Genomic DNA, 25,030 nt, shown 5'->3' on the forward strand with positions numbered 1-25,030 from the left:
GGTCAGCGGCGGACGGTGACGGTCACGGTGCCGTCCGGGCCGGCGGTGACGGTGACGTCCCGGAGGGTGTCGGCGTGGGCGTCGGGGCGGTGGGCGAGGGCGCGCGGGCCGATGCCGACGACGCGCGCGCCGGCCGCGCGGGCGGCCTCGATGCCGGCGCCGGAGTCCTCGAAGGCGAGGCAGTCGGCGGGGTCGTGGCCGAGGGCGGCGGCGCCCTTGAGGAAGCCTTCCGGGTCGGGCTTGCTGCCGCCGACGGACTCGGCGGTGATCAGGACGGGCGGCAGCGGCAGGCCGGCGGCGGCCATCCGGACGGTGGCGAGTGGCTCGTCGGCGGAGGTGACCAGGGCGTGCGGCAGGTCGGCGAGGGCGGTCAGGAAGGCGGGCGCCCCGGGCACGGGGACGACGCCGTCGGTGTCGGCGCGCTCCTCGGCGAGCATCCGACGGTTCTCGGCGAGGTTGACCTCGACGGGGCGGTCGGGGAGGAGGGCGGCCATGGTCGCGTGGCCCTGGCGGCCGTGGGCGACGGCCAGGACGGCGGCGGGGTCGAGGCCCTGCCGTTCGGCCCAGCGGCCCCAGCACCGCTCCACGACGGCGTCGGAGTTGACCAGGGTGCCGTCCATGTCGAGGAGGAGGGCGTGGGCGGTCAGCTGGATCGGGGCGGCGGGCATGGGGAGGCTCCTCGCGGGCGCGGCGGACGGACGACGCAGGGCTGAGTCGTTTGTTCCTCGATGATACAAAAGATCATCCGAGCAAGTGGGCGTTGACCGCCCGGGCCTCCTCGGCGAGCTCCGGCAGCTCCACCACCTCGACCCCCGCCGCCTCCAGCAGCGCGGCCCCCTGGCAGTCGGTGACGAAGAGGTCCGGCTCGCGCCACGCCACCACCACCCGCGGCACGCCCGCCGCGATGAGCAGCCGGGCACACGGCACCGGCCGCGAGGCCCGTCGGCCGCACGGTTCCAGCGAGCTGTACACGGTCGCGCCGCGCAGCCGCGGGTCGTCGGCCGGGAGCTTGCCGAGGGCCGCCTCCTCGGCGTGGGCGTGCGCGTCGACCTCCCGGCTGTAGCCCTCCGCCAGCACCTCGCCGTCGGCGCCGACGATCACCGCGCCGACCGAGAAGGCGGTCTCGGACGGCGGGCAGCTGCGGGAGAGTTCGACGGCCCGGCGCAGGTGGTCGAGGTCGGTGGTCACGCGGCGGACTCCTTCGGGGCGTACCTGAGCAGGACGACGTCGCCCACCGTACGCGCCTCCAGCAGGCGCATCCGCCGGGCCGGTCCGCCGGGGAAGGCGGCCGGGCGGACGAACCGCGGCGCCCCGGCCTGGCCGACCAGCAGCGGGGCGACGGCCAGCTGCAGTTCGTCGGCAAGCCCCTGCGCGAGGAACTGGGTGTGCACCCCGCCGCCGCCCTCGACCATCAGCCGGCGCACCCCCCGCGCGCCCAGGTCGTCCAGCACCGTGCCGAGGTCCACCGACCCGCCGAGCGCCACCACGTCGGCCAGGCCGTCCAGGCGGGGGCGCAGCACCGCCGCGCCGGCGTCGGTGGTGTAGGCGAGCTTGGCGCCCCCGGTGTGCCAGAAGCGCAGGCCGGCGTCGAGGGCGCCGCTCGCGCTGAGCGTGACCTTCAACGGGTACGCGGGGCGGCCGGCCGCGAGCCGGGCGGCCCGGCGGTCGGGGTCGTTGACCAGCAGGCGCGGGTTGTCGGTGCGCAGCGTGTTGCCGCCGACCAGGACGGCGTCGGCGGCCGCGCGCTCCGCGTCGACCCGGTCGAAGTCGGCCCGGTTGGAGAGCAGCAGGCGTTCGGGGGAGGCGTCGTCGAGGTGTCCGTCGAGCGACACGGCGGCGCTCAGCAGGACGAAGGGGCGCTGGCCGGGCATGGCGGGTGACCGTTCTGTCGGGTGGGCCTCCACGGTACGGCCGGCGTGGGGGCCGGGGCGGTCGAGTGTTCGATGAATGAGACGAATCTTCTCGGAATGTGGATGACCGGCTAGCGTTCGGAGTGTCGCGGAACCGACCACGTCCCAGGGGGGACCCCATGACCGGACAGCAGCCCGTCGTCTACACCCACGGCCACCAGGAGGCCGTGCTGCGCTCGCACCGCTCCCGGACGGCGGCCGACTCCGCCGCCTACCTGCTGCCCGAACTGCGCCCGGGGCAGGTCCTGTTGGACATCGGTTGCGGCCCCGGCACGATCACCGCCGACCTGGCCGAACTGGTCGGCCCGACCGGGCGGGTGGTGGCCGTCGACACCTCCGCCGAGGTGCTGGCGCAGGCCGCCGGGTACGTGGCCGAACGCGGCCTGGTCAACGTCGTCTTCGAGGTCGCCGACGTGCACCGGCTGCCCTTCCGGGACGGCGGGTTCGACGTCGTGCACGCCCACCAGGTGCTGCAGCACGTGGCCGACCCGGTCACCGCGCTGCGGGAGATGCGCCGGGTGTCGGCGCCGGGCGGCGTGGTCGCGGCCCGGGACGTCGACTACGCCTCGATGACCTGGTTCCCCGAGGCGCCGGCGCTGGACCGCTGGCTGGAGCTGTACGAGCGGATCGCCCGGGCCAACGGCGGCGAGCCGGACGCCGGGCGGCGGCTGCTGTCCTGGGCCCGGGCGGCGGGCTTCGCCGAGGTCGCGGCGGGCGCGAGCACCTGGACGTACGCGACGCCCGGGCAGCGGGCCTGGTGGGGCGGGATGTGGGCGGACCGGGTGACGGGCACCGCGATCGGCCGGGCGGCGGTGGAACGGGGGCTGGCGGACCGGGCCGAGCTGGAGTCGATCGCGGCCGGCTGGCGGGAGTGGACCGCCGAGGACGACGGCTGGTTCTCGATGCTGCACGGCGAGATCCTGGCGCGCGGCTGACGACGCGGCTGACTGCGTGGCCGACGGCGCGGCCGGCCGGGCGGGTGCTCTCGCGGCCGGCGGCGTGGCGGCCGTCGGCCGCCCGGTGCGCGACGGACCGGGGAAAACGTTCGCGCGGACGTTCGGAAAGATCGGATAAAGTCGCGCGTCCGCTCGACCCGGACTCCTTCGGGCCGCTCCGGCCCGCTGCCGGGGGCGGGCCGACGAGTCGCACTGTCGAGCTGATGCCCGTACCGGCGGGCCGGGGGAGTCCACGTGTCCAAGCCTGAGTCCGAGCCGCCCGTGTCGGGGCCGGAGCCCGCCGCGGCGGACCTGCGCAAGCCGGCCGACGCGGCACCCGCCCAGCCCGCCCCGCCCGTGCCCACCGCTGCCCCGGAGCCGTCCGCCCCGGAGCCGTCCGCGTCCGCCGACGCGTCCGCCGACCCGTGGGCCGCGCCCGCCGGGCCCCCCGCGCCCGCCGCGCCGTGGCCGGCCCCCCAGCCCGCGCCCGCGCCGCCCACCCGTGGCGGCTGGGCCGCGGTGCCCCCGGCCGCGCAGTCCGGCTTCCAGCCCGGCTTCGCCTACCCCCAGGCCGCCCCCGCCACCAACGGCTTCGCGGCCGCCTCCCTGGTCACCGGCCTGGTCCTGGTGGCGCCGCTGGCCCTGCTGTTCGGCATCATCGGGCTGGTCCAGATCAACCGCCGCGGCGAGCGCGGCTTCGGGATGGCGCTGACCGGCCTGGTGCTCGGCGGGGTCGGGACGGCGCTGATGTCCCTGGCCGTCGTCGGGCTGTCCGTCGACGGCCCGGACGACCGGTCGGGCCGGCCCCCGAAGGCCCCGGCCGGCTCGGTCGCCTGGGCCGCACTCAAGTCCGGGGACTGCTACAACACCCCCGAGAACGGCAGCCGGAGGGATCCCTCGGGCGGCGACGAGACGCTGTTCTGGGTGCGCCGGGTGCCGTGCTCCGCCCCGCACCACGGCGAGGTGGCCGGGACGGCCATGATCCCCTCCCCCCACGGGCCGTCCTACCCGGGCGAGAGCCGGGTCCGCGAGGTGGCCGCCGAGCTGTGCCGCAAGGTGCTCGACGACTACGCGCTCGACCAGTGGGCCGTCCCGGACGGCATGGACGACGTCTACCTCTACCCGACCCAGGGCAACTGGAAGTCCGGCGAGCGCTACGTGACCTGCGCCTTCGAGGACCGCGGAGGGGACCACCTGGGGACGGTCCGCACCGACCGGAGCAAGCTGACCCCCGCCCAGCTGGCCTACCTGGACGCCGTCCGCGGCTTCAACGACGTCTACGGGAAGCAGCCGAAGAAGTCCGTCGCCGACGCGCCGTCCGAGTACCGGGACTGGGCCCGGCTGATGGCCCTGGCCTCGCACGCCGAGGCTACGGCGCTGGGCAAGGACTCGACCGGGTGGCCGGCCGAGGTCAAGCCGACGGTCGACCGGCTGGCCGCCGCCCAGCGGGCGGCCGCCGGCTCGTGGGACGCCGCGGCCGCCGGCGCCGACCTGGAGGGCGACGTCCGCCGGGCCAGGGCGCTGGTGACCAAGACGGTGCCGCTCAGCGTGGAGATCCGGCGCGGGCTCGGCCTGTCCACCGGCGAGCAGGTGCCCGACCTCCAGGTCTGAGCCGCCGCCCGCCCGCGGCGGATTCGGTTACCCGCCGTTAACACCGCCCGTACCCGCCGGTAGCGCGCCGTGCGTAGCCTCGCGGCGGCGGATCCCCGGCCCGACCCCCACGCCGGCCGGGGATACGCTCCCGCCATGGACGCCTTTCGGGTGATGCGCCAGGACGACAACGGCAACCGTTACCTCGTCGCCGGGGGGCTGGAACGGGCCGAGGCGGAACGGCTGGCGGCCGAGTTCGAGGCCCGCGGCCACAAGCAGCTGTACTGGGTCGAGGACGAGGCCGCGGGTGCGCCCGGGGGCGACCGGGGCCCGGGCCGGCCGGGGGCGGACGCGCCCACGCCGTAGGGTCGGGGCCATGGACCAGGCCAGCGGGACCCCCACCGGAACCAGGATCGTCGTCGGCGGCGCGCTCATCCACCGCGGGCGGGTGCTCGCCGCCCGGCGCAGCGCGCCCGCGTCGGTGGCCGGGCGCTGGGAGTTCCCGGGCGGGAAGGCCGAGCCGGGCGAGACCGAGGCGCAGGCGCTGGAGCGGGAGCTCCTGGAGGAGCTGGGCGTCCGGGCCCGGGCGCTGCGGCGGTTGCCGGGCGCCTGGACCGTCCGGCCGGGCCTGGAGCTGCGGTTCTGGGCGGCCGAGCTGCTCGCCGGTGACCCGCGTCCGCTGGAGGACCACGACGAGCTGCGCTGGCTCGGGCCCGCCGAGCTGGAGGGCGTCGACTGGATCGACCACGACCGGGACGTCCTGCCGCACGTCGCCCGGTTGCTGGCCGGCTGACCCGACGGACCGACCGGTGCGCCCGCCCGCGTGTCGGGGTGCGACGCGCTGGGCACGGGGTAGGTCAATCGGACAAGACGACCCGCCGTCCGGGATAGCCTGGGTCCTGCTGGGTATGTCACGTTTCGGGACCATTCGTCACCATCGGTGAGCCGCCCCAGCCGGCGACGCCGATCCCGACCAGAGCCGGAGGCCCCGTCGGTGTCGAGTACCGGGAACGGCGGCGCGGGAGCACGGCGGCCGGGCGCCGCAGGGAGCGCCGCCGCCCGCGCCCGGCTGCGCCGGGGCACCCCGCCCGGCACCCCGCAGCCCCCGGTCGGCCGCCGTCGGCGGGAGACCGGCGAGGGCCCCGACGTCCCGGGCCCCGAGCAGCCGGGCCCCGCCCTGGCCGTGCCCGACCCGGGCGCCCAGCCCGGCCTGCGCAGCCGCCCCGGCCGGCCCTTCCCCGGCGGCCCCTCGGACGCCCCGCGCGGCACCGGCGCACCGACCGAGGGCAGCCTGCTGGACATGCTGAAGGTCGCCATCGCGATCCTGGACACCGCCGGGCGGGTGGTCCTCTGGAGCCCGGCCGCCGAGGAACTCCTCGGCTGGCCGAACGAGCTGCTGGTCGGCCGCCGGATCGAGGAACTGATCCCCGACCAGGAGCAGGTCTCCCGGATCCGTTCCGCGGTCCAGGACACCCTGCGCAACGGCCGCTGGGCGGGCAACGCCGAACTGCGCGACCGGGACGGCGCACCCGTCGCCGTCGAGGCCCGGATCTCCCTCCTGGTGGACGGCGACGGCACCCCGTTCCTGCAGGTCAGCCTGGCCGAGGCGGCCGCCGTCCGGGCCGTCGAGCGGGACCTCGCCGTCCGCGACGCCCTGTTCGAGCAGTCCCCGCTGGGCATCGCCATCCTGGACACCGACCTGCGCTACACCGCCGTCAACCAGACCCTCGCCGAGATGAACGGCGTCGCCACCGACGACCACGTCGGCCGGACCACCGGCGAGACCCTCCCCGAACGGGCCGCCGACGAGATCACCGCCATCCAGCGCCAGGTGCTGGCCACCGGCGAGCCCGTCATCGACGTCACCCTCGCCTCCCCGGTCACCGCCCGCTCGGGCTACCGCTCGATCTCCTACAGCCGGATGACCGACCGTGCCGGCCGGGTGCTCGGCATCTCCGGCACCGTAATGGACGTGACCGAGCGCTACCGGGCCGTCGCCAAGGTCGAGCACGCCCGGCGCCGGCTCTCGCTGCTCAACGAGTTCGGCTCCCGGGTCGGCGACCTGCTCGACGCCTCCCGGATCGCCCAGGAACTCGCCAGCTCCGTCGTCCCCCGCCTCACCGACCACTCCGCGGTGATCCTGCTGCAGGCCGTCGCGCACGGTGACGACCTGCCCCGGCACGGCCACGACCGGCGCACCTCGCTGCTCCAGCTCGGCACCGCCTCCGTCCAGGACGGCCCCGAGGTCGAGGTCATGCTCCGCCGCGGCGCCCGGATCACCTTCGCCGAGGACTCCGCCTGCGGGCGGGTGCTGCGCACCGGCGTCCCCGAGCTGCTCTCCGGAGCCGACCAGCTCGACGACGTCACCTACCCGGGCGATCCGAAGATGCAGGCCGCGCACGACCTGGGCGTGCACTCGATGCTGGTCGTGCCGCTGCGCGCCCGCGGCATCGTGATCGGCCTGCTGCTGGTCAGCCGGGCCGGCTACCGCGAGGGCTTCGACCGGGACGACCTGGCCTTCACCGTCGAGCTGGCCGACCGGGCCGGCAGCTCGCTCGACAACGCCCGCCTCTACGCCCGCGAGCGCACCGCCGCGCTCACCCTCCAGCGCACCCTGCTCCCGCAGCAGGTCCCGCAGCCCACCGGCGTCGAGGTCGCCTACCGGTACGTGCCCGGCAGCAGCGGCACCGAGGTCGGCGGCGACTGGTTCGACGTCATCCCGCTGCCCGGCGACCGCACCGCCCTGGTGGTCGGCGACGTGATGGGCCACGGCCTGCGGGCCGCGGCCACCATGGGCCGGCTGCGCACCGCCGTCCGGGTGCTGGCCGCCCTCGACCTGCCGCCGGACGTCCTGCTGCGGCACGTCCACGAGCTGGCCGACGACCTGGCCCAGGGGCCGGACGAGGCCCTGCTCGCCACCTGCGTCTACGCCGTGTTCGATCCGGGGACGGCCAGGCTCACCGTCGCCAAGGCCGGACACATCCCGCCCGTCCTGGTGGTGCCGGGCGAGGAGGGCGAGGAACCGACCCGGACCGGCGGCCCGCTGCCCGGCGGCACCGGACGGATCCTCGACCTGCCCTCCGGCGCCCCGCTCGGCGTCGGCGGCGTCCCGTTCGAGTCCGTCGAGCTGAAGATCCCCGAGGGCAGCCTGCTCGCCCTCTGCACCGACGGCCTCGTCGAGTCCCGGGACAAGGACCTCGACGTCGGCCTCGGCCGGCTGGTCACCGTGCTCCAGGCCCCGCACGCCTCCATCCAGGCCGCCTGCGAGGCGGTGCTGGACACCATGGAACAGGGCCGCGAGCCCGACGACGTGGCGCTGCTGCTCGCCCGGCTCGGCCACGGACAGGCCGGCACCCCGACCGCGGGCTGGACCCTGCCCGCCGAGCCCACCGCCGTCTCCCGGGCCCGCCGGCTGGTGCGCTCCACCCTCGCGGAGTGGGGCGTCGAGCAGCTCACCGACGTCGCCGAGCTGCTGGTCAGCGAGCTGGTCACGAACGCCGTCCGGTACGCCAGCGCCCCCATCGGGGTGCGCCTGACCCTCGGCGAGACGCTGCTGGTCGAGATCTCCGACCCGCTGCCCGACCCGCCCCGGGAGCGCCACGCGGCCGAGGCCGACGAGGGCGGCCGGGGCCTGGAGCTGGTCCGCCGGCTGGCCCTGCGCTGGGGCGCCCGGGCCGAGGGGATCGGCAAGGTCGTCTGGTTCGAGCAGGCGCTGCCGGGTAATGAGCCCGACGGGTCGTGAGCGGGGCGCGGCGAGCGGACCACCGAGGGTGTGCGCGCCGGGCCGGAGACGAGGAGAACAGTGCGGCACGTGCCAGTAGGCGGCCGGGGGGAGCGCGCGCTCCGGAAGGGGGCGCGGGCGTGGCATTGTGGTTGCGCGGGCGGTAGGACAAAAACCTTCGCCCGATCTGATGTTGTGATGTTGAGGGCGTGTGAACGTACCCCTCGATGATGAATACTCGGTCTTCTCGACATCCGGACGGTCGCGGGTTGGAGGGGTCGGTCCGTTGAACAGCACCCCGGCGCGGAACGCGCCGAGCAGCAGCGGTCATGCCGCCGTGCCCGGGCAGGTCGGCGCACCACAGCTGCCCGTGCGCGCCGCCCAGGCGGGCGGCGACGGCGCGAGCCGCATCCGCACCGGCCGCCCGGCGGTCGACGGCCACCCGTGGGGTGCCGGCGACCCGGGCTCGATCTACGACTACATCCGGGTCGCCACCTTCGCGATCGGCCCCGACGGGCGGATCAGCCAGTGGAGCGAGCGCGCCGCCGAGTTCTTCGGCGTCCCCGCCCCCGACGCCGTCGGCGCCGACCCGATCACCACCTTCGTCCCCCGCGAACTCTGGCAGCGCGGCCGCGCCCGGCTGGAGCGCACCCTGGCCGGCGAGGAGTGGGTCGGCACCACCCCCTACCGGGACGCCGCCGGCGGCGAGGGCCTCGCCGAGCTCTACCTGATGCCCGACAGCGCCCTGCCCACCGCCGGGGCCACCTGCCTCGCCGTCGACCTCGGCCGGCTGCGCCGCATCGAGACCGACCTCGCCGCCTCCGAGGCCGTCTTCGGCCAGACGCCCACCGGCTTCATCCTGTTCGACGACCGGCTGCGCCTGCAGCGGGTCAACGACGCCTTCGCCTCCGGCATGGGCCTGGCCCCCACCGACCTCGAGGGCCTCACCCCGCACGACCTCTTCCCGCCCTCCGAGGCCGACCGGCTCACCGCCGCCCTGCGCAAGGTCCTCGCCACCGGCGAACCCGTCTTCGACCTGCGCTTCCACGGCGCCGTCCCCACCCGCGAGGGCAACCGGCTCTGGGCCGTCTCGCTGTACCGGCTCAACGGCACCGCCGGACAGCCCATCGGCGTCGCCGGGCAGGTCTCCGACGTCACCAGCCGGCACGTCGCCGAGCGCGAGGCCGACGGCGTGCGCCGCAACCTCGCCCTGCTCAACGAGGCCAGCGCGCACATCGGCTCCACCCTCGACCTGGAGACCACCGCCAAGGAACTGCTCGACGTCGTCGTCCCGCCGTTCTGCGACCTCGCCACCGTCGACCTCTACACCGCGCTGCTCTCCGGCGAGACCGTCCCCAGCGCCGGCCGCCTGGGCGACACCGTGCTCACCGACGGCAGCGGCGAACTGCGCCGGGTCGCCGTCTCCAGCGTCGTCGGCGGAGCCTCCTCCGTCCTCGGCTCGGTCACCGGCCTGCCCATCGCCGAAGCCGGCGGGACCCTCTGTTACCCGCGCCGCTCCCCGCACGCCAGGGCGCTGCGCACCGGCCGCAGCGTCATCCCCGAGCCCGGCCCCGACCCACTGCTGCGCTCCACGCTGATCGTCCCGCTGGTCGCCCGCGACCAGGTGCTCGGACTCGTCCAGCTGTCCCGCGCCATCGGCAGCGAGCCCTTCGACGCCCGCGACGTCGCCATCGCCGAGGAACTCGTCGCCCGAGCCGCCGTCTGCATCGACAACGCCCGGCTCTACCGCCGCGAGCACGAGCGCGCCCTGATCCTCCAGCGCAGCCTGCTGCCCCCGGGCAACCCGGCCGCCAGCGGCCTGGAGATCGCCTGCCGCTACCTGCCCAGCAACAACAACACCGAGGTCGGCGGCGACTGGTTCGACGTCATCCCGCTGCCCGGCAACCGCACCGCCCTCGTCATCGGCGACGTCATGGGCCGCGGCCTGCGCGCGGCCGTCGCCATGGGGCAGCTGCGCACCGCCGTCCGCACCCTCGCCATGCTCGACCTCGACCCCGCCGAGGTGCTCGGCGCCCTCGACGAGATCGCCCGCGGCCTCGGCGACGACTCCGCGCCCGCCAGCCCGCCCACCCAGTACGGCCGGCTCACCTCCACGGCCGACGAGGAGGCCCGCGAGGTCTACCTGGCCACCTGCGTCTACGCGGTCTACGACGCCGTCACCCGGCGCTGCGTCTTCGCCAACGCCGGCCACCTGCCGCCCGTCCTGCTCAGCCCCGGCGAACCCGCCCGGATGCTCGACGTACCGCCCGGCCTGCCGCTCGGCGTCGGCGGCGAGCCCTTCGAGGAGGTCGAGCTGACCCTCCCCGACGGCGCCGTCCTCGGCCTCTACACCGACGGCCTGGTGGAGAGCCGCAAGCACCAGCTGGACGAGGGCCTGCGCGCCTTCCGCACCGCGCTCTCCGCCGAGGGCCGGAGCCTGGAGAACCTCTGCGACCACGTCCTCGGCGAGCTCAACCCGCACCACGGCGAGGACGACATCGCCCTGCTGATGGCCAAGGTGCACGCCTTCCCCGAGGACGCCGTCGGCAACTGGTTCCTGCCGCCCGAGCCGACCTCCGTCGCCAAGGCCCGAGAACTGGCCTGCAGCTGGCTGCTCGCCCGCGGCCTGGACGAGCTCGTCGACACCACCGAACTGCTGGTCAGCGAACTCGTCACCAACGCGCTCAAGCACGGCCGGGGCGAGATCCGGCTGCGACTGCTGCGCGAGCGCAGCATGGTCTGCGAGGTCTGGGACGACGGCTACGCCCAGCCCCGGCAGCGGCGCGCCCAGGAGACCGACGAGGGCGGGCGCGGCCTGCAGCTGGTCAGCCTGCTGGCCGAGCGCTGGGGCAGCCGGCGCACGCCCAAGGGCAAGATCGTCTGGTTCGAGCTGGGGCTGTAGCCGGATCGGCCGTCCGGGTGCAGTCGCCCGGCGGCCGCCGTGTCGGCCCCGGGCGGGGCGCCCGGTCGGCGTTCCATGGCCGCCATGCGCGTCCGCCAGCTCACCGCCGCAGCCGCCGCGCTGCTGCTCGCCGCCGTCCTCGGCGGCTGCTCCGAGGACCAGGCCCCGGCCCGCACCCCGGCCCCCGCCCCCGCACCCACCTCGGCCGACCCGACCACCAGCACCGGGGACGTCCGGCCCGCCGACCGCACCGACGTGCGGGACGGCGGCACGCTGCGCTGGGCCGTCGACGGCGTCCCGGCCACCCTCGACGTCTACCAGGACGCCGCGACCGCCGACTCGGCGCTGATCGCCCACGCCCTCTACCCCTCGCTGTTCCGGCCCGACGAGCACGGCCGGCTCGTCCCCGACCCGGACTACCTGGAGGGCGCCGAGTCCACCCCGCCCGGGCGGCTGCCCCAGGTCGTCACCTACCGGCTCAACCGGCACGCCGTCTGGAGCGACGGCACCCCGCTCTCCGCCGCCGACCTCACCGCGCAGCGGGCCGCCCTCTCCGGCCTCGACCCCGCCTACCGGGGCGCCCACCCGGCCGGGTACGACGCCATCGACTCGATCACCGCGGGCGCCGACCCGCACGAGGTCAGGGTCACCTTCCGGCGGCCCTGCGCCGAGTGGCGCGCCCTGTTCGGGCCGCTCTACCCGGCCGCCGAGACCGCCACCGCGGACGCCTTCAACCGGCCGCTGACGGGCGGGCCCCACCCGACCGCCGGTCCGTACGCGGTGTCCCGCTACGACGCCGCCGGCGGGACGGTCACCGTCGTCCGCAACCCGCTGTGGTGGGGCGACCGGCCGAAGAGCGACCGGATCGACTTCCTCGCCACACCGCCCGAGCGGCGCCTCGACGCCCTCGACCAGGACCGGCTGGACATCGCCCCGCTCACCGCGGCGGTCGACCGGGCGGCGCCCGCGCCCGCCACCGCCCCGGCCGGGCTCACCCCCGTACCCGTCCCCGGCGCGGTGCCGCCCGCCCCCGTGCCGCCCGCCGCCGCACCGGAGGCGGCGGCGCGGGCCCTGCGGCGGGCCGAGGCGCTGCCCGGCGTCACCGTCCACCGGGCCGCTGCCGCCTCGCTCACCCAGCTCACCCTCAACGCAGCCCGCGCCCCGCTCACCGACCCGGCCCTGCGCCGCGCCCTCGTCCGCGCCGTCGACCGTCGGCGGATCGCCGAGGCGGCACTCGGCCCGCTCGGCCTGCCCGCCGCCCCGCTCGGCAGCCACCTGCTCGCCGGCGACCAGGACGGCTACCGCGACAACAGCGCGGCCGCCGGCCCCGACGCCGCCGCCCGGCTGCTCGACCGGGCCGGCTGGAAGCGCCCCGGCGCCGGCCGCACCCGGGCCAAGGACGGCCGGGAGCTCGCCCTCACCCTGCTCGTCCCGGCCGGCTCCGCGACCGCCGGGCGCACCGCCGAGGCGCTCACCGCCGACCTCGCCGAGTCCGGCGTGGCGGTGCGGGCGGTCACCGCGCCCGCCGACACCTTCGTCCGGGACCACCTCGCCGCCGGGGACTACGACCTCGCCCTGTTCTCCTGGCCGGCCGGCGCCAGCCCCGCGGGCGAGCAGCGGCCCGCCTACGCCAAGCCCCGGCCCGACGCCGACGGCGCCCTCGACCCCGGCGGCAACTACGGCCGCAGCGGCACCGAGGAGATCGACCGGCTCTTCGACCGCGCCGCCGCCGAACTCGACCCCGCCGCCCGCCTCGACCTCCTCCAGGAGGCGGACGTCCGGATCTGGCAGCTCGGGCACTCGGTGCCCCTCTACCAGCGGCCCGAGCTGGTCGGCGTCCGCGCGGACCTCGCCGGCGCCGGCGCCTGGGGCTTCGCCTGGCCGCGCTTCCAGGACATCGGCCGGAACGCCTAGGACGGGGCCCCGGACGTGATCCAGCTGTGATCTTGATCCCGCCCGACCTGGTCGTTTCTGCTCACCTGGGCGGTTCCCCGTACGATAGGAGGAAGCCGAGGCATGTCCATATGCCCGGCGGGTGGACCGGTAGTAGCAGGCGGAACGGGCGGCGGCGATCAACAGGGATCGCAGGTCGGCGTCTCGCGGCCGGGCGCCGCAACCCACGATTCCGGGAGAATCAGCTAGGCATGCCCACGCGCAACGACATCCGCAACGTCGCCATCGTCGCCCACGTCGACCACGGCAAGACCACCCTGGTCGACGCCATGCTGAAGCAGGCCGGCGCCTTCGCCGCCCACCAGCAGCTGGACGACCGGATGATGGACTCGAACGACCTGGAGCGCGAGAAGGGCATCACCATTCTCGCGAAGAACACCGCCGTCAAGTACCACCCCAAGGACGGTGGCGCGCCGATCACCATCAACATCATCGACACCCCGGGCCACGCCGACTTCGGTGGCGAGGTCGAGCGCGGTCTGTCGATGGTGGACGCGGTCGTCCTGCTGGTCGACGCCTCCGAGGGTCCGCTGCCGCAGACCCGCTTCGTGCTCCGCAAGGCGCTCACCGCGCGCCTGCCCGTCATCCTCTGCATCAACAAGACGGACCGCCCGGACTCCCGGATCGACGAGGTCATCAACGAGACCTACGACCTGTTCCTGGACCTGGACGCGGACGAGGACCAGATCGAGTTCCCGATCGTCTACGCCTGCGCCCGTGACGGCGTCGCCTCGCTGACCAAGCCGGAGAACGGCACCGTCCCGGCCGACAGCACCAGCCTGGAGCCGTTCTTCTCCACCCTGCTGGAGCACGTCCCCGCGCCGACGTACGAGGAGGACGCGCCGCTGCAGGCCCACGTCACCAACCTCGACGCCGACAACTTCCTCGGCCGCATCGCGCTGCTGCGCGTGGAGCAGGGCGAGCTGCGCAAGGGCCAGACCGTGGCCTGGATCAAGCGCGACGGCTCGATCCAGAACGTCCGCATCTCCGAGCTGCTGATGACCGAGGCGCTCACCCGCAAGCCGGCCGAGGTGGCGGGCCCGGGTGACATCTGCGCCGTCGCCGGCATCTCCGAGATCATGATCGGCGAGACCCTCGCCGACACCGAGAACCCGATCGCCCTGCCGCTGATCACGGTGGACGAGCCGGCCATCTCGATGACCATCGGCACCAACACCTCGCCGCTGGTCGGCCGCGGCGGCAGCGGCAAGGGCGCGGACGCCAAGTCCGGCGCCAAGGTGGACCGCAAGGTCACCGCCCGCCAGGTGAAGGATCGCCTGGACCGCGAGCTGATCGGTAACGTGTCGCTGCGCGTGCTGGACACCGAGCGCCCGGACGCCTGGGAGGTGCAGGGCCGCGGTGAGCTGGCGCTGGCCATCCTGATCGAGACCATGCGCCGCGAGGGCTTCGAGCTGACCGTCGGCAAGCCGCAGGTGGTCACCAAGGAGGTCAACGGCAAGACCCACGAGCCGGTCGAGCGACTGACCGTGGACGTGCCGGAGGAGCACATGGGCGCGGTCACGCAGCTCATGGGCGTCCGCAAGGGCCGGATGGACAACATGTCCAACCACGGCTCGGGCTGGGTCCGGATGGAGTTCGTGGTGCCGTCCCGCGGCCTGATCGGCTTCCGCACCGAGTTCCTGACCAGCACCCGAGGCACCGGCATCGCGCACTCGATCCACGAGGGCCACGAGCCGTGGTTCGGCCAGCTGTCCACCCGCAACAACGGCTCGCTGGTCGCCGACCGCGCCGGTGTGGTGACCGCCTTCGCGATGACCAACCTGCAGGAGCGCGGCGTGCTCTTCTGCGAGCCGGGCACCGAGGTGTACGAGGGCATGATCGTCGGTGAGAACTCGCGCTCCGACGACATGGACGTGAACATCACCAAGGAGAAGAAGCTCACCAACATGCGGTCGTCGAACGCCGACGTCGCGGAGTCGATCGTCCCGCCGCGCAAGCTCTCGCTGGAGCAGTCGCTGGAGTTCTGCCGCGAGGACGAGTGCATCGAGGTGACCCCGGAGACGGTTCGCATCCGTAAGGTCGTGCTGGACCAGAAGGACCGCGGGCGCACCGCTTCGCGCGCCAAGAAGGCGTGATCAGGTCGTCCTGAACGGCCTTTGGCCGAAAGTTCGCCCCCCTTTCCGATGGAGAGGGGGGCGAACTTTTTCAACTACCGCAAGTTGTCGACGCGCGTATAAACGGAATATCGCTTACCACAGCCGGGTGTCCGCTGAGCGAACACGACACTCCGTCATGCATGACGACTGTCCGTTTGGTACCTGTCTGGCTATGTCTCTTATGTCCGGTTTTCGAAACTTACCGACCGTTCATGTGACCTAATTGAGATCGGCATTGGTCACTTTCGTGTCCGTGCGTGACGGATAGTGGAGCCAGTCAGGCTCGGGTCAAGGGTTAACGCGCAGGGGTGCGCGCCGAAACCACGAGCGCGGACGGCACAGCGGATCCGGTATCAACCTTCCGCGGTGCTCTCCTCGTTGGATAGTCGATTTCAGGAGGCATCCCCCATGCGCGGTGCAACCACGACCAAGTGGGTTGTCGCGGCTACCGCGATCGCCCTTGCGGCGACCGCTTGCAGCACGAGCTCGAAGAGCAGCGACAAGGCCGCGTCCGGCGGCGGCAGCATCGCCGTCCAGCTCGGTGAGCCGCAGAAGGGTCTGATCCCGCAGAACACCGCCGAGTCCGAGGGCAACCAGGTCCTCTACGCGCTGTTCACCGGTCTGGTCGACTACGACAAGAAGACCAACGCCCCGCGCCTGCAGGTGGCCGAGTCGATCGAGACCACGGACTCCAAGGTCTGGACGATCAAGCTCAAGGACGGCTACACCTTCCACAACGGTGAGAAGGTCACCTCCAAGTCCTTCGTGAAGGCCTGGAACTGGGGCGCCAACCAGGACAACGCCGCCGAGGGCATGCCGTTCTTCGACAAGATCGAGGGCTCCGAGCAGCTGGCCCCGGGCAAGGACAAGAAGCCCACCGCCACCGAGCTGTCGGGCCTGAAGGTCGTCGACGACAAGACCTTCACCGTCACCCTGAAGAACCCGTTCTCCCAGTTCAAGACCATGCTGGGCTACAGCGCGTTCTACCCGCTGCCCGACGCGTTCTTCGCCGACCCGAAGGCCTTCGGCGAGAACCCGATCGGTGACGGCCCGTTCCAGATGGACGGCGCCTGGGAGCACAACAAGCAGATCAAGATCAAGCGATTCGACAACTACGGCGGCACCAAGGCCAAGCTGCAGAACGTCACGTTCAAGATCTACGACAACCTGGACACCGCGTACAACGACCTGCGCGCCGACAACATCCAGGCCACCAACAAGCTCCCGATCTCCGCCATGTCCTCCGTGGCCAGCGAGTTCGGTGACCGCTACATCAACAAGCCGGAGTCGGGCGTCGGTTACATCGGCTTCCCGATCGCCTACAACCCGGCCTACGCCAAGCCCGAGATCCGCAAGGCGATCTCGATGGCGATCGACCGGGACCAGATCACCAAGACGATCTTCGCCGGCACCCGCGTCCCGGCCTCGGACTTCATCAGCCCGCTGATCAACGGCTACCGCAAGGACGCCTGCGGCGACGCCTGCAAGTACGACCCGGCGAAGGCCAAGGACCTCTTCACCCAGGCCGGCGGTCTGCCGAACAACACCCTGGAGCTCGGCTACAACGCCGACGGCGGCCACAAGGAGTGGATCGAGGCCGTCGGCAACCAGCTGAAGAAGAACCTCGGCGTCGAGGTCACCTTCAAGCCGTTCGAGAAGTTCGGCAAGATCCTGGACGCGCTGCAGGCCAAGCAGTACCAGGGCGCCTTCCGCATGGCGTGGCAGATGGACTACCCGTCGATCGAGAACTACCTCCGTCCGATCTTCTCGAAGGTCGCGATCGAGAGCGGCTCGAACTACGGCGGCTACGTCAACGAGGACTTCGAGAACCTGCTGAACCAGGCCGACCAGGCGAAGACCGAGGACGAGGGCATCAAGCTCTACCAGCAGGCCGACGACATCCTCATCAAGGAGATGCCGTACATCCCGGTCTACAGCTACCAGGCCTCGGCGGCGTACACGAAGAAGATCAAGAACTTCGACACCGACGCCCAGTCGCGTTACAACCTGGCCGAAGTCGAGCTGGCCGGCTGATCCGGTAGTCAGACGAATGGGGGCGGGTGGACCGGACCACAGTCCGGCTCTGCCCGCCTCCCTTCCTTGTCCGAAAGTATGGAGGTCTGATGGGCCGCTATGTGATCCGCCGACTGATACAGGCAATCCCTGTCCTGCTCGGCGCGACGCTGCTGATCTACGCGCTCGTCCACTACCTGCCCGGTGACCCGGTGCAGGCCCTGGCGGGCGAGAAGCGTGCCGACCCGATCGTGGCGGAGATGATCCGTCAGAAGTACCACCTGAACGACCCGTTCCTCGTTCAGTACTGGAACTACATCTCGGGCGTCTTCCAGGGCAACCTGGGTGAGAGCCTGACCGGTCGCTCGGTGAGCGAAATGATCGGCGACGCGTTCCCCTACACCATGAACCTCGCCCTGGTGGCATTCATCATCGAGGCGGTCGTCGGTGTGGCGGCGGGCGTCATGGCGGCCCTTCGCAAGGGCAAGTTCCTCGACCAGCTGGTCCTCATCAGCACGCTGCTGGTCATCTCCGTCCCGGTCTTCGTCACGGGCTTCATCCTCCAGCTGGTGCTCGGCGTCCAGCTGAAGAACTCGTACGGCATCGACTTCTTCTCGGTCTCGTTCAACGAGGACGACGGCCTGCGGGCCTACCTGCTGCCGGCCTTCGTGCTCGCCTCGCTCTCGCTGGCGTACGTCGCCCGTCTGACCCGCACCAGCCTGATGGAGACCATGCGCGCGGACTACGTCCGCACCGCGGTCGCCAAGGGCCTGAAGCGCCGTCGGGTGATCGGCCGTCACGCCCTGCGCAACGCGCTGATCCCGATCGTCACGTTCCTCGGCGCCGACCTCGGTGGCCTGATGGGCGGCGCGGTGATCACCGAGAAGATCTTCAACATCCACGGCATCGGCGGTCTGCTCGCCCAGGCCGTGTACCAGAAGCAGGGCACGATCATCGTCGGCGTCGTCACGCTGCTGGTGATGATCTACCTCGTGACCACCCTGCTCGTGGACATGCTGTACGCCGTGCTCGACCCGAGGATTCGCTATGAGTGAGACCATCACCAAGGACGCCTCGGCGCCGGCCGGGGACAACAGCCCGAAGGCCGCGCCGGCGAAGGCGAAGCCGGAGCGCGTCGCCAGCCTCTGGTCGGACGCCGTCCGCGACCTGCGCCGCAACCCGCTGTTCATCATCGGCGGCGTGCTGGTGCTGGCGCTGATCGTCATCTCGATCGTGCCGCAGTGGTTCACCGACGGCAGCCCGTTCTCCAACGGCGCGTGCGACCTGTCGCACTCGCTGGAGCGTCCGAGCGCCGAGCACTGGTTCGGTTACGACGTCCAGGGTTGCGACAACTACACCCGCACCATCTGGGGTGCCCGCAACTCGATCATCGTCGGCATCCTGACCACCACCACGGTCACCCTGGTCGGCTCGCTGCTGGGCCTGCTGGCCGGTTGGAAGGGCGGGGTGATCGACTCGATCCTGTCCCGCTTCACCGAGATCTTCTTCTCGATCCCGACCCTGCTCGGCGGCATGCTGATCATGTCGATGCTCGGCAAGGGCAACGCCTACACCGTCTCGCTGGTGATGGCCGTCCTCGGCTGGCCGCAGATCTTCCGCATCATGCGCGCCTCGGTGCTGGCCAACAAGAACAACGACTACGTGATGGCCGCCCGCGCCCTGGGCGCCGGCGCCGGCCGGATCACCTTCCGGCACATCCTGCCGAACGCCATCGCGCCGGTCATCGTCGTCGCCGCGATCAGCCTGGGCGTCTACATCGGTGCCGAGGCCGCGCTGTCCTACCTGGGCATCGGCGTCCAGTCCCCGGAGATCTCCTGGGGCCTGATGATCAGCGACGCCCAGGTGCGCTTCCTGGCGGCCCCGCACGTGCTGCTCTTCCCCGCTGCGGTCCTGAGCGTCACCGTGCTGGCCTTCATCATGCTCGGCGACGCGGTCCGCGACGCCCTCGACCCGAAGCTCCGCTGAGAGAAGAGGTGACGACCCGATGACCACCGTGATCGAGAAGAACCAGAAGAGCGGCCGGCTCGAAATCGGCACCCCGCTGCTGGAGGTCAAGGACCTCCACGTGGAGTTCCACACCCGGGACGGCGTCGCCAAGGCCGTGAACGGCGTCAACTACTCCGTGGCCGCCGGCGAGACCCTCGCGGTGCTCGGCGAGTCCGGCTCCGGCAAGTCGGTGACCGCCCAGACCATCATGGGCATCCTGGACATGCCGCCCGGCAAGATCAGCCAGGGCCAGATCCTCTACCGCGGCCAGGACATGCTGGCCATGAAGGAGGAGGAGCGCCGGCTCATCCGCGGCCAGAAGATCGCGATGATCTTCCAGGACGCGCTGTCCTCGCTCAACCCCGTCATGACCGTCGGCGCCCAGCTGGGCGAGATGTTCCGGGTGCACCGCGGCGCCTCCAAGAAGGAGGCCCGGGAGAAGGCCGTCGAGCTGATGGAGCGGGTGCGCATCCCCGCCGCCAGGCAGCGCGTCGGCGACTACCCGCACCAGTTCTCCGGCGGCATGCGCCAGCGCATCATGATCGCCATGGCGCTCTCCATGGAGCCCGACCTGATCATCGCGGACGAGCCCACCACCGCCCTGGACGTCACCGTCCAGGCCCAGGTGATGGACCTGCTCGCCGAGCTGCAGGCCGAGTACAACATGGGCCTGATCCTGATCACCCACGACCTCGGCGTGGTCGCCGACGTCGCGGACAAGATCGCCGTGATGTACGCGGGCCGGATCGTCGAGACCGCCCCGGTGCGCGAGCTGTACGCCAACCCGGCGCACCCGTACACCAAGGGCCTGCTCCGCTCGATCCCGCGCCTGGACCAGAAGGGCCAGGAGCTCTACGCGATCAAGGGCCTGCCCCCGAACCTGCTGAAGGTCCCGGCCGGCTGCGCGTTCAACCCCCGCTGTGACGTCGCCACCGACCTGTGCCGCACGGAGATCCCGGCGCTGCACCAGGTGACCGACAAGGACGGCAAGGAGCTCACCGGCCGCCGCAGCGCGTGCCACCTCTGGAAGGAGACCCTCCATGGCTGAGCCCATCCTGGAGGTCAAGGACCTGGTCAAGCACTACCCGCTGACCCAGGGCATCCTCTTCAAGAAGCAGGTCGGCGCGGTCAAGGCGGTCGACGGCATCTCCTTCGACCTGATGCGGGGCGAGACGCTCGGCATCGTCGGCGAGTCCGGCTGTGGCAAGTCCACGCTGGCCAAGGTGCTGATGAACCTGGAGCGGGCCACCTCCGGCCAGGTGCTCTTCAAGGGCGAGGACATCTCCAAGCTCAGCGGTGCCGGCCTCAAGGCCGTCCGCCGCAACATCCAGATGGTGTTCCAGGACCCGTACACCTCGCTGAACCCGCGCATGACGGTCGGCGACATCATCGGGGAGCCCTTCGAGATCCACCCCGAGGTGGCGCCCAAGGGCGACCGCCGCAAGGCCGTCCAGGACCTCCTGGACGTCGTGGGTCTGAACCCGGAGTACATCAACCGGTACCCGCACCAGTTCTCCGGCGGCCAGCGCCAGCGCATCGGCATCGCCCGCGGCCTCGCGCTCAAGCCCGAGATCATCATCTGCGACGAGCCGGTCTCCGCCCTGGACGTCTCCGTCCAGGCGCAGGTGATCAACCTGCTCGAGCAGCTGCAGAGCGACTTCGAGCTCTCCTACATGTTCATCGCGCACGACCTCTCGATCGTCCGGCACATCTCCGACCGCGTCGGCGTGATGTACCTCGGCAAGATGGTCGAGATCGGCAGCGACGAGGAGATCTACGAGAACGCCACCCACCCGTACACCCAGGCGCTGCTGTCCGCCGTGCCGGTGCCGGACCCGACCGCGCGCGAGTCGCGCGACCGGATCATCCTGAGCGGCGACATCCCCTCGCCGGCCAACCCGCCGTCGGGCTGCCGCTTCCGCACCCGCTGCTGGAAGGCCGAGGAGCGCTGCTCCACCGAGGTCCCGCTGCTCGCGGTGCCCTCGGTCCTGGAGGGCCCGGCCGCGCACCAGTCGGCCTGTCACTTCGCCGAGGTCCGGGAGACGGCCGCCGCCTGATCCCCGCTCCTCACGAGGCACCCGGAAGGGCCCGCGGCCACGCGCCGCGGGCCCTTCCGTCGTTCCGTCAACTCGGCGGGCGGGGTCCTGCACCCGTCCGGGGGTACCCGACTCGCGCCGTCGCCGGGGCGCGCTTCTCATGGGGTGTGATGCGACACACACCATGAGGAGGGACCTCCATGCCCGTAGCCGCCCGCGCTCGTTGGGTCCTCGCCGCTGCGACATCCGTGGTCCTGGTGGCCACCGGGTGCAGCAGCGGCGGCGGAGGCAGCAGCTCGTCGGACACCAGCAAGACCTTCAGCTACCAGAGCAGCGAGCCGCAGAACCCGTTGCAGCCCGCCAACGCGAACGAGGTCGGCGGTGGTCGCATCATCCAGAACCTCTTCAAGGGGCTCGTGGACTACGACCCGAGCAACGCGAAGATCCGCATGCAGGTGGCGAAGTCGATCGACACCAGCGACTCGCAGACCTTCACGGTGACCCTGAACGACGGCTGGAAGTTCCACGACGGCACCCCGGTGCACGCCAAGAACTTCGTCGACGCCTGGAACTGGGCGGCGACCGCCAGCAACAACCAGATCAACAGCTCCTGGTTCTCGGACATCGAGGGCTACAAGGACGTCCACCCGGCCAGCGGCCAGCCGACCACCACCAAGATGTCCGGCCTGACCGTCACCGGTGACCTGGGCTTCACCATCAAGCTGGTCAACAAGGTCTCGTACTTCGAGTACAAGCTCGGCTACATCGCCTTCTCGCCGCTGCCGGACGGCTTCTTCAACGACCCGGCCGGGTACGGCCAGAAGCCGGTGGGCAACGGCCCGTACCAGTTCGTCAGCTGGTCGCACAACCAGCAGGTGGTCACCAAGACCTTCCCGGACTACCAGGGCGTGGACAAGCCGAAGAACGGCGGCGTCGTCTTCAAGATGTACAACACGTCCGAGGCCGCCTACGCGGACCTGCAGTCCAACAACCTCGACGTGATGGACCAGGTGCCGCCGTCCGCGCTGGCCACCTACAAGAGCGACCTCGGGGACCGGGCGATCGACTCCCCGCAGGGCGCCATCCAGAACATCGGCTTCCCGCTCTACCAGGCCGACTGGGCCCCGCCGGAGAAGGCCAAGGTGCGCCAGGGCCTGTCGATGGCGATCGACCGCAACACCATCACCAAGACGGTGCTGCAGGGGTCGCGCGCGCCCGCCTCCGCCTGGGTGGCCGACGGCGTCGAGGGCTACAAGGCCGGCACCTGCGGCGACTTCTGCAACTTCGACCCGGCCAAGGCCAAGCAGCTGATCACCGAGGGCGGCGGTGTCCCCGGCAACAAGCTGACCATCACGTACAACGCGGACGGCGGCCACAAGGAGTGGGTCGACGCGGTCTGCAACTCGATCCGGCAGAACACCGGCGTCGAGTGCACCGGGGACCCGAAGCCCGACTTCAAGACGGCCCGGGCGGCGATCACCGGGCACCAGGTCACCGGCGCCTTCCGGACCGGCTGGGTGCAGGACTACCCGCTGAACGCCAACTTCCTGTCCGACGTCTACCGCACCGGCGCCGCGTCCAACGACTTCGGCTACAGCGACCCGCAGTTCGACGCGGACGCCACCAAGGCGGACGAGGCCCCCAACATCTCCGACACGGTGACCGGCTACCAGCAGGCCGAGGGGGTGCTGCCGAGCGGGATGCCCGCCATCCCGCTCTGGTACTACCGCACCAACTCGGGCTACTCCACCAACGTGCAGAACGTCATGTTCGACTCCTTCGGCAACCCGGCCTGGACCCAGGTCGAGGTCAAGGGCTGACCAGGCCCCCCGCGCCGGCCCCGCCCTCCCCGCACGGAGGGCGGGGCCCGGCCCTCCCGGCCGACCGTCCCGGCCGGTCGCGCACCTAGGAAGGAGGCTCGGATGGGCAGTTACGTACTGCGGCGGGTGCTGCAGATGATCCCGGTGTTCTTCGGCGCCACGCTGTTGATCTTCCTGATGGTCTACACGCTGCCGGGCGATCCGGTCTCGGCCCTGTTCGGCCAGAAGGCCGCCGACCCCGCGGTGGTGGCCAGCATCAAACACAAGTACTACCTCGACCAGCCGGTCTGGAAGCAGTACCTGCACTACATGGGCAACCTCTTCCAGGGCGACTTCGGCACCAGCTTCACCGGCCGCCCCGTCACCGACATCATGGCGGACGCCTTCCCGGTGACCATCCGGCTCGCCCTGCTGGCCTTCGGCTTCGAGGTGATCTTCGGCCTGCTCCTCGGCGTCGTCTCCGGCCTGCGGCGCGGGAGCATCCGGGACACCGCGGTGCTGGTCCTCACCCTGCTGGTGATCTCGATCCCGGTCTTCGTGCTGGCCTACATCGCCCAGACGATCTTCGCGACCAACCTGGGCTGGGTCACCCCGACCGTGCAGGACTCCACCGACATCTCCCAGCTGATCCTGCCCGCGATCGTGCTCGGCTCGCTCTCGCTCGCGTTCGTGGCGCGGCTCACCCGCACGTCCATCGGCGAGAACCTGCGGGCCGACTACATGCGCACGGCGGTCGCCAAGGGCCTGCCCCGGCGGACCATCATCACCCGCCACCTGCTGCGCAACTCGCTGATCCCGGTGGTCACCTTCCTCGGCACGGACCTCGGCGCGCTGATGGGCGGCGCCATCGTCACCGAGGGGATCTTCAACGTGCAGGGCATCGGCAACGTCCTGTACCGGGCGATCAACCAGAAGGAAGGCCCGACGGTGGTCGGCATCGTCACCGTCCTGGTGATCGTCTACCTCGTCGCCAGCCTGCTCGTCGACCTGCTCTACGCGGTCCTGGACCCGAGGATCCGCTATGCCTGACATCCACGACGAGGACTCGTACGAGCCGCACCCCAAGCCCGGGGTCTCGCACCTCGACTTCGCCGGCGAGCAGGGCATGGCGGTCGAGCAGGAGACCCTGATCGAGGCCGACCCGGCCAAACGGGAGGAGGCCCGCAGCCTCTGGGGCGACGCCTGGCGCGACCTGCGGCGGCGGCCGGTCTTCCTGATCTCGACCGTCCTGATCCTGCTGCTGATCATCATGTCGATCTTCCCGTGGGCGTTCACCGACGCCGACCCGCGCAAGGCCGACCTGGTGCACGACTACCTCAAGCGCCCGGACTGGACCGACTTCTTCGGGGCCGGCTGGTTCGGCTACGACGCCCAGGGCCGCTCGATCTACGCCCGGGTGGTGTACGGCGCCCGCGCCTCGATCACGGTCGGCATCTTCGTGACCGCCGGCGTCACCCTGCTCGGCGGGCTGACCGGCATGGTCGCCGGCTACTTCGGCGGCGCCGTGGACGCGGTGCTCTCCCGGATCATCGACATCTTCTTCGGCATCCCGCTGCTGCTCGGCGCCCTGGTCCTGCTGAACGGCTTCTCCAGCCGCACGGTGTGGGCCGTGGTCTTCGCCCTGGTCGTCCTCGGCTGGACCCAGATCGCCCGCGTGATGCGGGGCGCCGTGCTGACCGTCAAACAGGCCGACTACGTGGTGGCCGGGCGGGCGCTCGGCGCGGGCACCGGGCGGCTGATGCTCCGGCACATCCTGCCGAACGCCGTGGCGCCGGTCATCGTGGTCGCCACCATCGCGCTCGGCGGGTACATCGCGACCGAGGCCACGCTGAGCTTCCTCGGCATCGGCCTGCAGGACCCGACCATCTCCTGGGGCATCGACATCTCCTCCGCCCAGAAGGTGATCCGCACCGCGCCGTACGTGATGTTCTTCCCGGCCGCGGCGCTCTCCGTCACCGTGCTGGCCTTCATCATGATGGGCGACGCGGTGCGCGACGCCCTCGACCCGAAGCTTCGCTGAGCGAGG

General features: G+C 72.0%; 17 protein-coding genes and 1 pseudogene. 16 read left to right on the forward strand and 2 right to left on the reverse strand.

Features of this window, described 5'->3' with window-relative positions:
* Positions 1–2: 2 nt before the first annotated feature.
* Entirely contained in the window at positions 3–668 is a 666-nt protein-coding gene (locus ACIA8Q_RS13195) for an HAD-IA family hydrolase (RefSeq protein WP_396317190.1), read from the reverse strand.
* A 73-nt stretch (positions 669–741) separates the two neighbouring features.
* A pseudogene (locus tag ACIA8Q_RS13200) lies at positions 742–1,871 on the reverse strand (dihydrofolate reductase family protein).
* A 158-nt stretch (positions 1,872–2,029) separates the two neighbouring features.
* Here ACIA8Q_RS13200 and ACIA8Q_RS13205 point away from each other — a divergent pair.
* The 16 genes from ACIA8Q_RS13205 to ACIA8Q_RS13280 all read left to right on the forward strand — a co-directional run bounded on the left by ACIA8Q_RS13205 (position 2,030) and on the right by ACIA8Q_RS13280 (position 25,024).
* The gene (locus ACIA8Q_RS13205) at positions 2,030–2,845 is read left to right on the forward strand and encodes a methyltransferase domain-containing protein (RefSeq protein WP_396317191.1); all 816 of its coding nucleotides are present in this window, start codon (positions 2,030–2,032) and stop codon (positions 2,843–2,845) included.
* Positions 2,846–3,100: 255 nt separating this feature from the next.
* Positions 3,101–4,456: a DUF4190 domain-containing protein gene (locus tag ACIA8Q_RS13210; RefSeq protein ID WP_396317192.1), complete on the forward strand. Its 1,356-nt coding sequence runs from the start codon at positions 3,101–3,103 to the stop codon at positions 4,454–4,456.
* Between the two features lie 135 nt (positions 4,457–4,591).
* A complete protein-coding gene (locus tag ACIA8Q_RS13215) occupies positions 4,592–4,801 on the forward strand; it encodes an SPOR domain-containing protein (RefSeq protein WP_396317193.1) in 210 nt (69 codons plus the stop codon).
* A 10-nt stretch (positions 4,802–4,811) separates the two neighbouring features.
* Positions 4,812–5,228 (forward strand): NUDIX domain-containing protein, encoded by a 417-nt coding sequence (locus tag ACIA8Q_RS13220; protein ID WP_387904450.1) that lies wholly within the window; start codon positions 4,812–4,814, stop codon positions 5,226–5,228.
* Positions 5,229–5,429: 201 nt separating this feature from the next.
* A complete protein-coding gene (locus ACIA8Q_RS13225; protein ID WP_360210830.1) occupies positions 5,430–8,177 on the forward strand; it encodes a SpoIIE family protein phosphatase in 2,748 nt (915 codons plus the stop codon).
* 388 nt (positions 8,178–8,565) lie between these two features.
* Positions 8,566–11,058 carry a SpoIIE family protein phosphatase gene (locus ACIA8Q_RS13230; protein WP_396317221.1) on the forward strand — a complete coding sequence of 831 codons (2,493 nt, stop codon included), beginning with the start codon at positions 8,566–8,568 and terminating at the stop codon, positions 11,056–11,058.
* Between the two features lie 84 nt (positions 11,059–11,142).
* Positions 11,143–12,972 carry an ABC transporter family substrate-binding protein gene (locus ACIA8Q_RS13235; RefSeq protein ID WP_396317194.1) on the forward strand — a complete coding sequence of 610 codons (1,830 nt, stop codon included), beginning with the start codon at positions 11,143–11,145 and terminating at the stop codon, positions 12,970–12,972.
* 230 nt (positions 12,973–13,202) lie between these two features.
* Positions 13,203–15,107: a translational GTPase TypA gene (typA, locus tag ACIA8Q_RS13240; protein WP_360210826.1), complete on the forward strand. Its 1,905-nt coding sequence runs from the start codon at positions 13,203–13,205 to the stop codon at positions 15,105–15,107.
* Positions 15,108–15,536: 429 nt separating this feature from the next.
* Positions 15,537–17,162 (forward strand): ABC transporter substrate-binding protein, encoded by a 1,626-nt coding sequence (locus tag ACIA8Q_RS13245; RefSeq protein WP_360210824.1) that lies wholly within the window; start codon positions 15,537–15,539, stop codon positions 17,160–17,162.
* An 89-nt stretch (positions 17,163–17,251) separates the two neighbouring features.
* Complete coding sequence (locus tag ACIA8Q_RS13250; protein WP_360210822.1) at positions 17,252–18,196, forward strand: ABC transporter permease; 945 nt, start codon at positions 17,252–17,254, stop codon at positions 18,194–18,196.
* Positions 18,189–19,127 (forward strand): ABC transporter permease, encoded by a 939-nt coding sequence (locus ACIA8Q_RS13255; protein ID WP_360210820.1) that lies wholly within the window; start codon positions 18,189–18,191, stop codon positions 19,125–19,127. The genes ACIA8Q_RS13250 and ACIA8Q_RS13255 overlap by 8 nt, the downstream gene beginning before the upstream one ends.
* A gap of 19 nt (positions 19,128–19,146) precedes the next feature.
* Positions 19,147–20,196 (forward strand): ABC transporter ATP-binding protein, encoded by a 1,050-nt coding sequence (locus tag ACIA8Q_RS13260; protein ID WP_360210818.1) that lies wholly within the window; start codon positions 19,147–19,149, stop codon positions 20,194–20,196.
* Complete coding sequence (locus ACIA8Q_RS13265; RefSeq protein WP_360210816.1) at positions 20,189–21,205, forward strand: dipeptide ABC transporter ATP-binding protein; 1,017 nt, start codon at positions 20,189–20,191, stop codon at positions 21,203–21,205. Before ACIA8Q_RS13260 ends, ACIA8Q_RS13265 begins: the two co-directional genes overlap by 8 nt.
* 179 nt (positions 21,206–21,384) lie before the next feature.
* On the forward strand, positions 21,385–23,004 hold the full coding sequence (locus tag ACIA8Q_RS13270; RefSeq protein WP_360210814.1) for an ABC transporter substrate-binding protein: 1,620 nt from the start codon (positions 21,385–21,387) through the stop codon (positions 23,002–23,004).
* A gap of 102 nt (positions 23,005–23,106) precedes the next feature.
* Positions 23,107–24,033 (forward strand): ABC transporter permease, encoded by a 927-nt coding sequence (locus tag ACIA8Q_RS13275; protein WP_360210812.1) that lies wholly within the window; start codon positions 23,107–23,109, stop codon positions 24,031–24,033.
* Between the two features lie 76 nt (positions 24,034–24,109).
* Positions 24,110–25,024: an ABC transporter permease gene (locus ACIA8Q_RS13280; RefSeq protein ID WP_360210968.1), complete on the forward strand. Its 915-nt coding sequence runs from the start codon at positions 24,110–24,112 to the stop codon at positions 25,022–25,024.
* The last annotated feature ends 6 nt before the right edge of the window (positions 25,025–25,030 follow it).

Source organism: Kitasatospora sp. NPDC051705 (assembly GCF_044453265.1).
GTDB lineage: Bacteria > Actinomycetota > Actinomycetes > Streptomycetales > Streptomycetaceae > Kitasatospora.

Coding starts and splice junctions, on each gene's coding strand:
- ACIA8Q_RS13195 (WP_396317190.1), bottom strand. CDS start 668: ATGCCCGCCGCCCCGATCCAGCTGACCGCCCACGCCCTCCTCCTCGAC.
- ACIA8Q_RS13205 (WP_396317191.1), top strand. CDS start 2,030: ATGACCGGACAGCAGCCCGTCGTCTACACCCACGGCCACCAGGAGGCC.
- ACIA8Q_RS13215 (WP_396317193.1), top strand. CDS start 4,592: ATGGACGCCTTTCGGGTGATGCGCCAGGACGACAACGGCAACCGTTAC.
- ACIA8Q_RS13220 (WP_387904450.1), top strand. CDS start 4,812: ATGGACCAGGCCAGCGGGACCCCCACCGGAACCAGGATCGTCGTCGGC.
- ACIA8Q_RS13235 (WP_396317194.1), top strand. CDS start 11,143: ATGCGCGTCCGCCAGCTCACCGCCGCAGCCGCCGCGCTGCTGCTCGCC.
- typA (WP_360210826.1), top strand. CDS start 13,203: ATGCCCACGCGCAACGACATCCGCAACGTCGCCATCGTCGCCCACGTC.
- ACIA8Q_RS13245 (WP_360210824.1), top strand. CDS start 15,537: ATGCGCGGTGCAACCACGACCAAGTGGGTTGTCGCGGCTACCGCGATC.
- ACIA8Q_RS13250 (WP_360210822.1), top strand. CDS start 17,252: ATGGGCCGCTATGTGATCCGCCGACTGATACAGGCAATCCCTGTCCTG.
- ACIA8Q_RS13255 (WP_360210820.1), top strand. CDS start 18,189: ATGAGTGAGACCATCACCAAGGACGCCTCGGCGCCGGCCGGGGACAAC.
- ACIA8Q_RS13260 (WP_360210818.1), top strand. CDS start 19,147: ATGACCACCGTGATCGAGAAGAACCAGAAGAGCGGCCGGCTCGAAATC.
- ACIA8Q_RS13265 (WP_360210816.1), top strand. CDS start 20,189: ATGGCTGAGCCCATCCTGGAGGTCAAGGACCTGGTCAAGCACTACCCG.
- ACIA8Q_RS13270 (WP_360210814.1), top strand. CDS start 21,385: ATGCCCGTAGCCGCCCGCGCTCGTTGGGTCCTCGCCGCTGCGACATCC.
- ACIA8Q_RS13275 (WP_360210812.1), top strand. CDS start 23,107: ATGGGCAGTTACGTACTGCGGCGGGTGCTGCAGATGATCCCGGTGTTC.
- ACIA8Q_RS13280 (WP_360210968.1), top strand. CDS start 24,110: ATGGCGGTCGAGCAGGAGACCCTGATCGAGGCCGACCCGGCCAAACGG.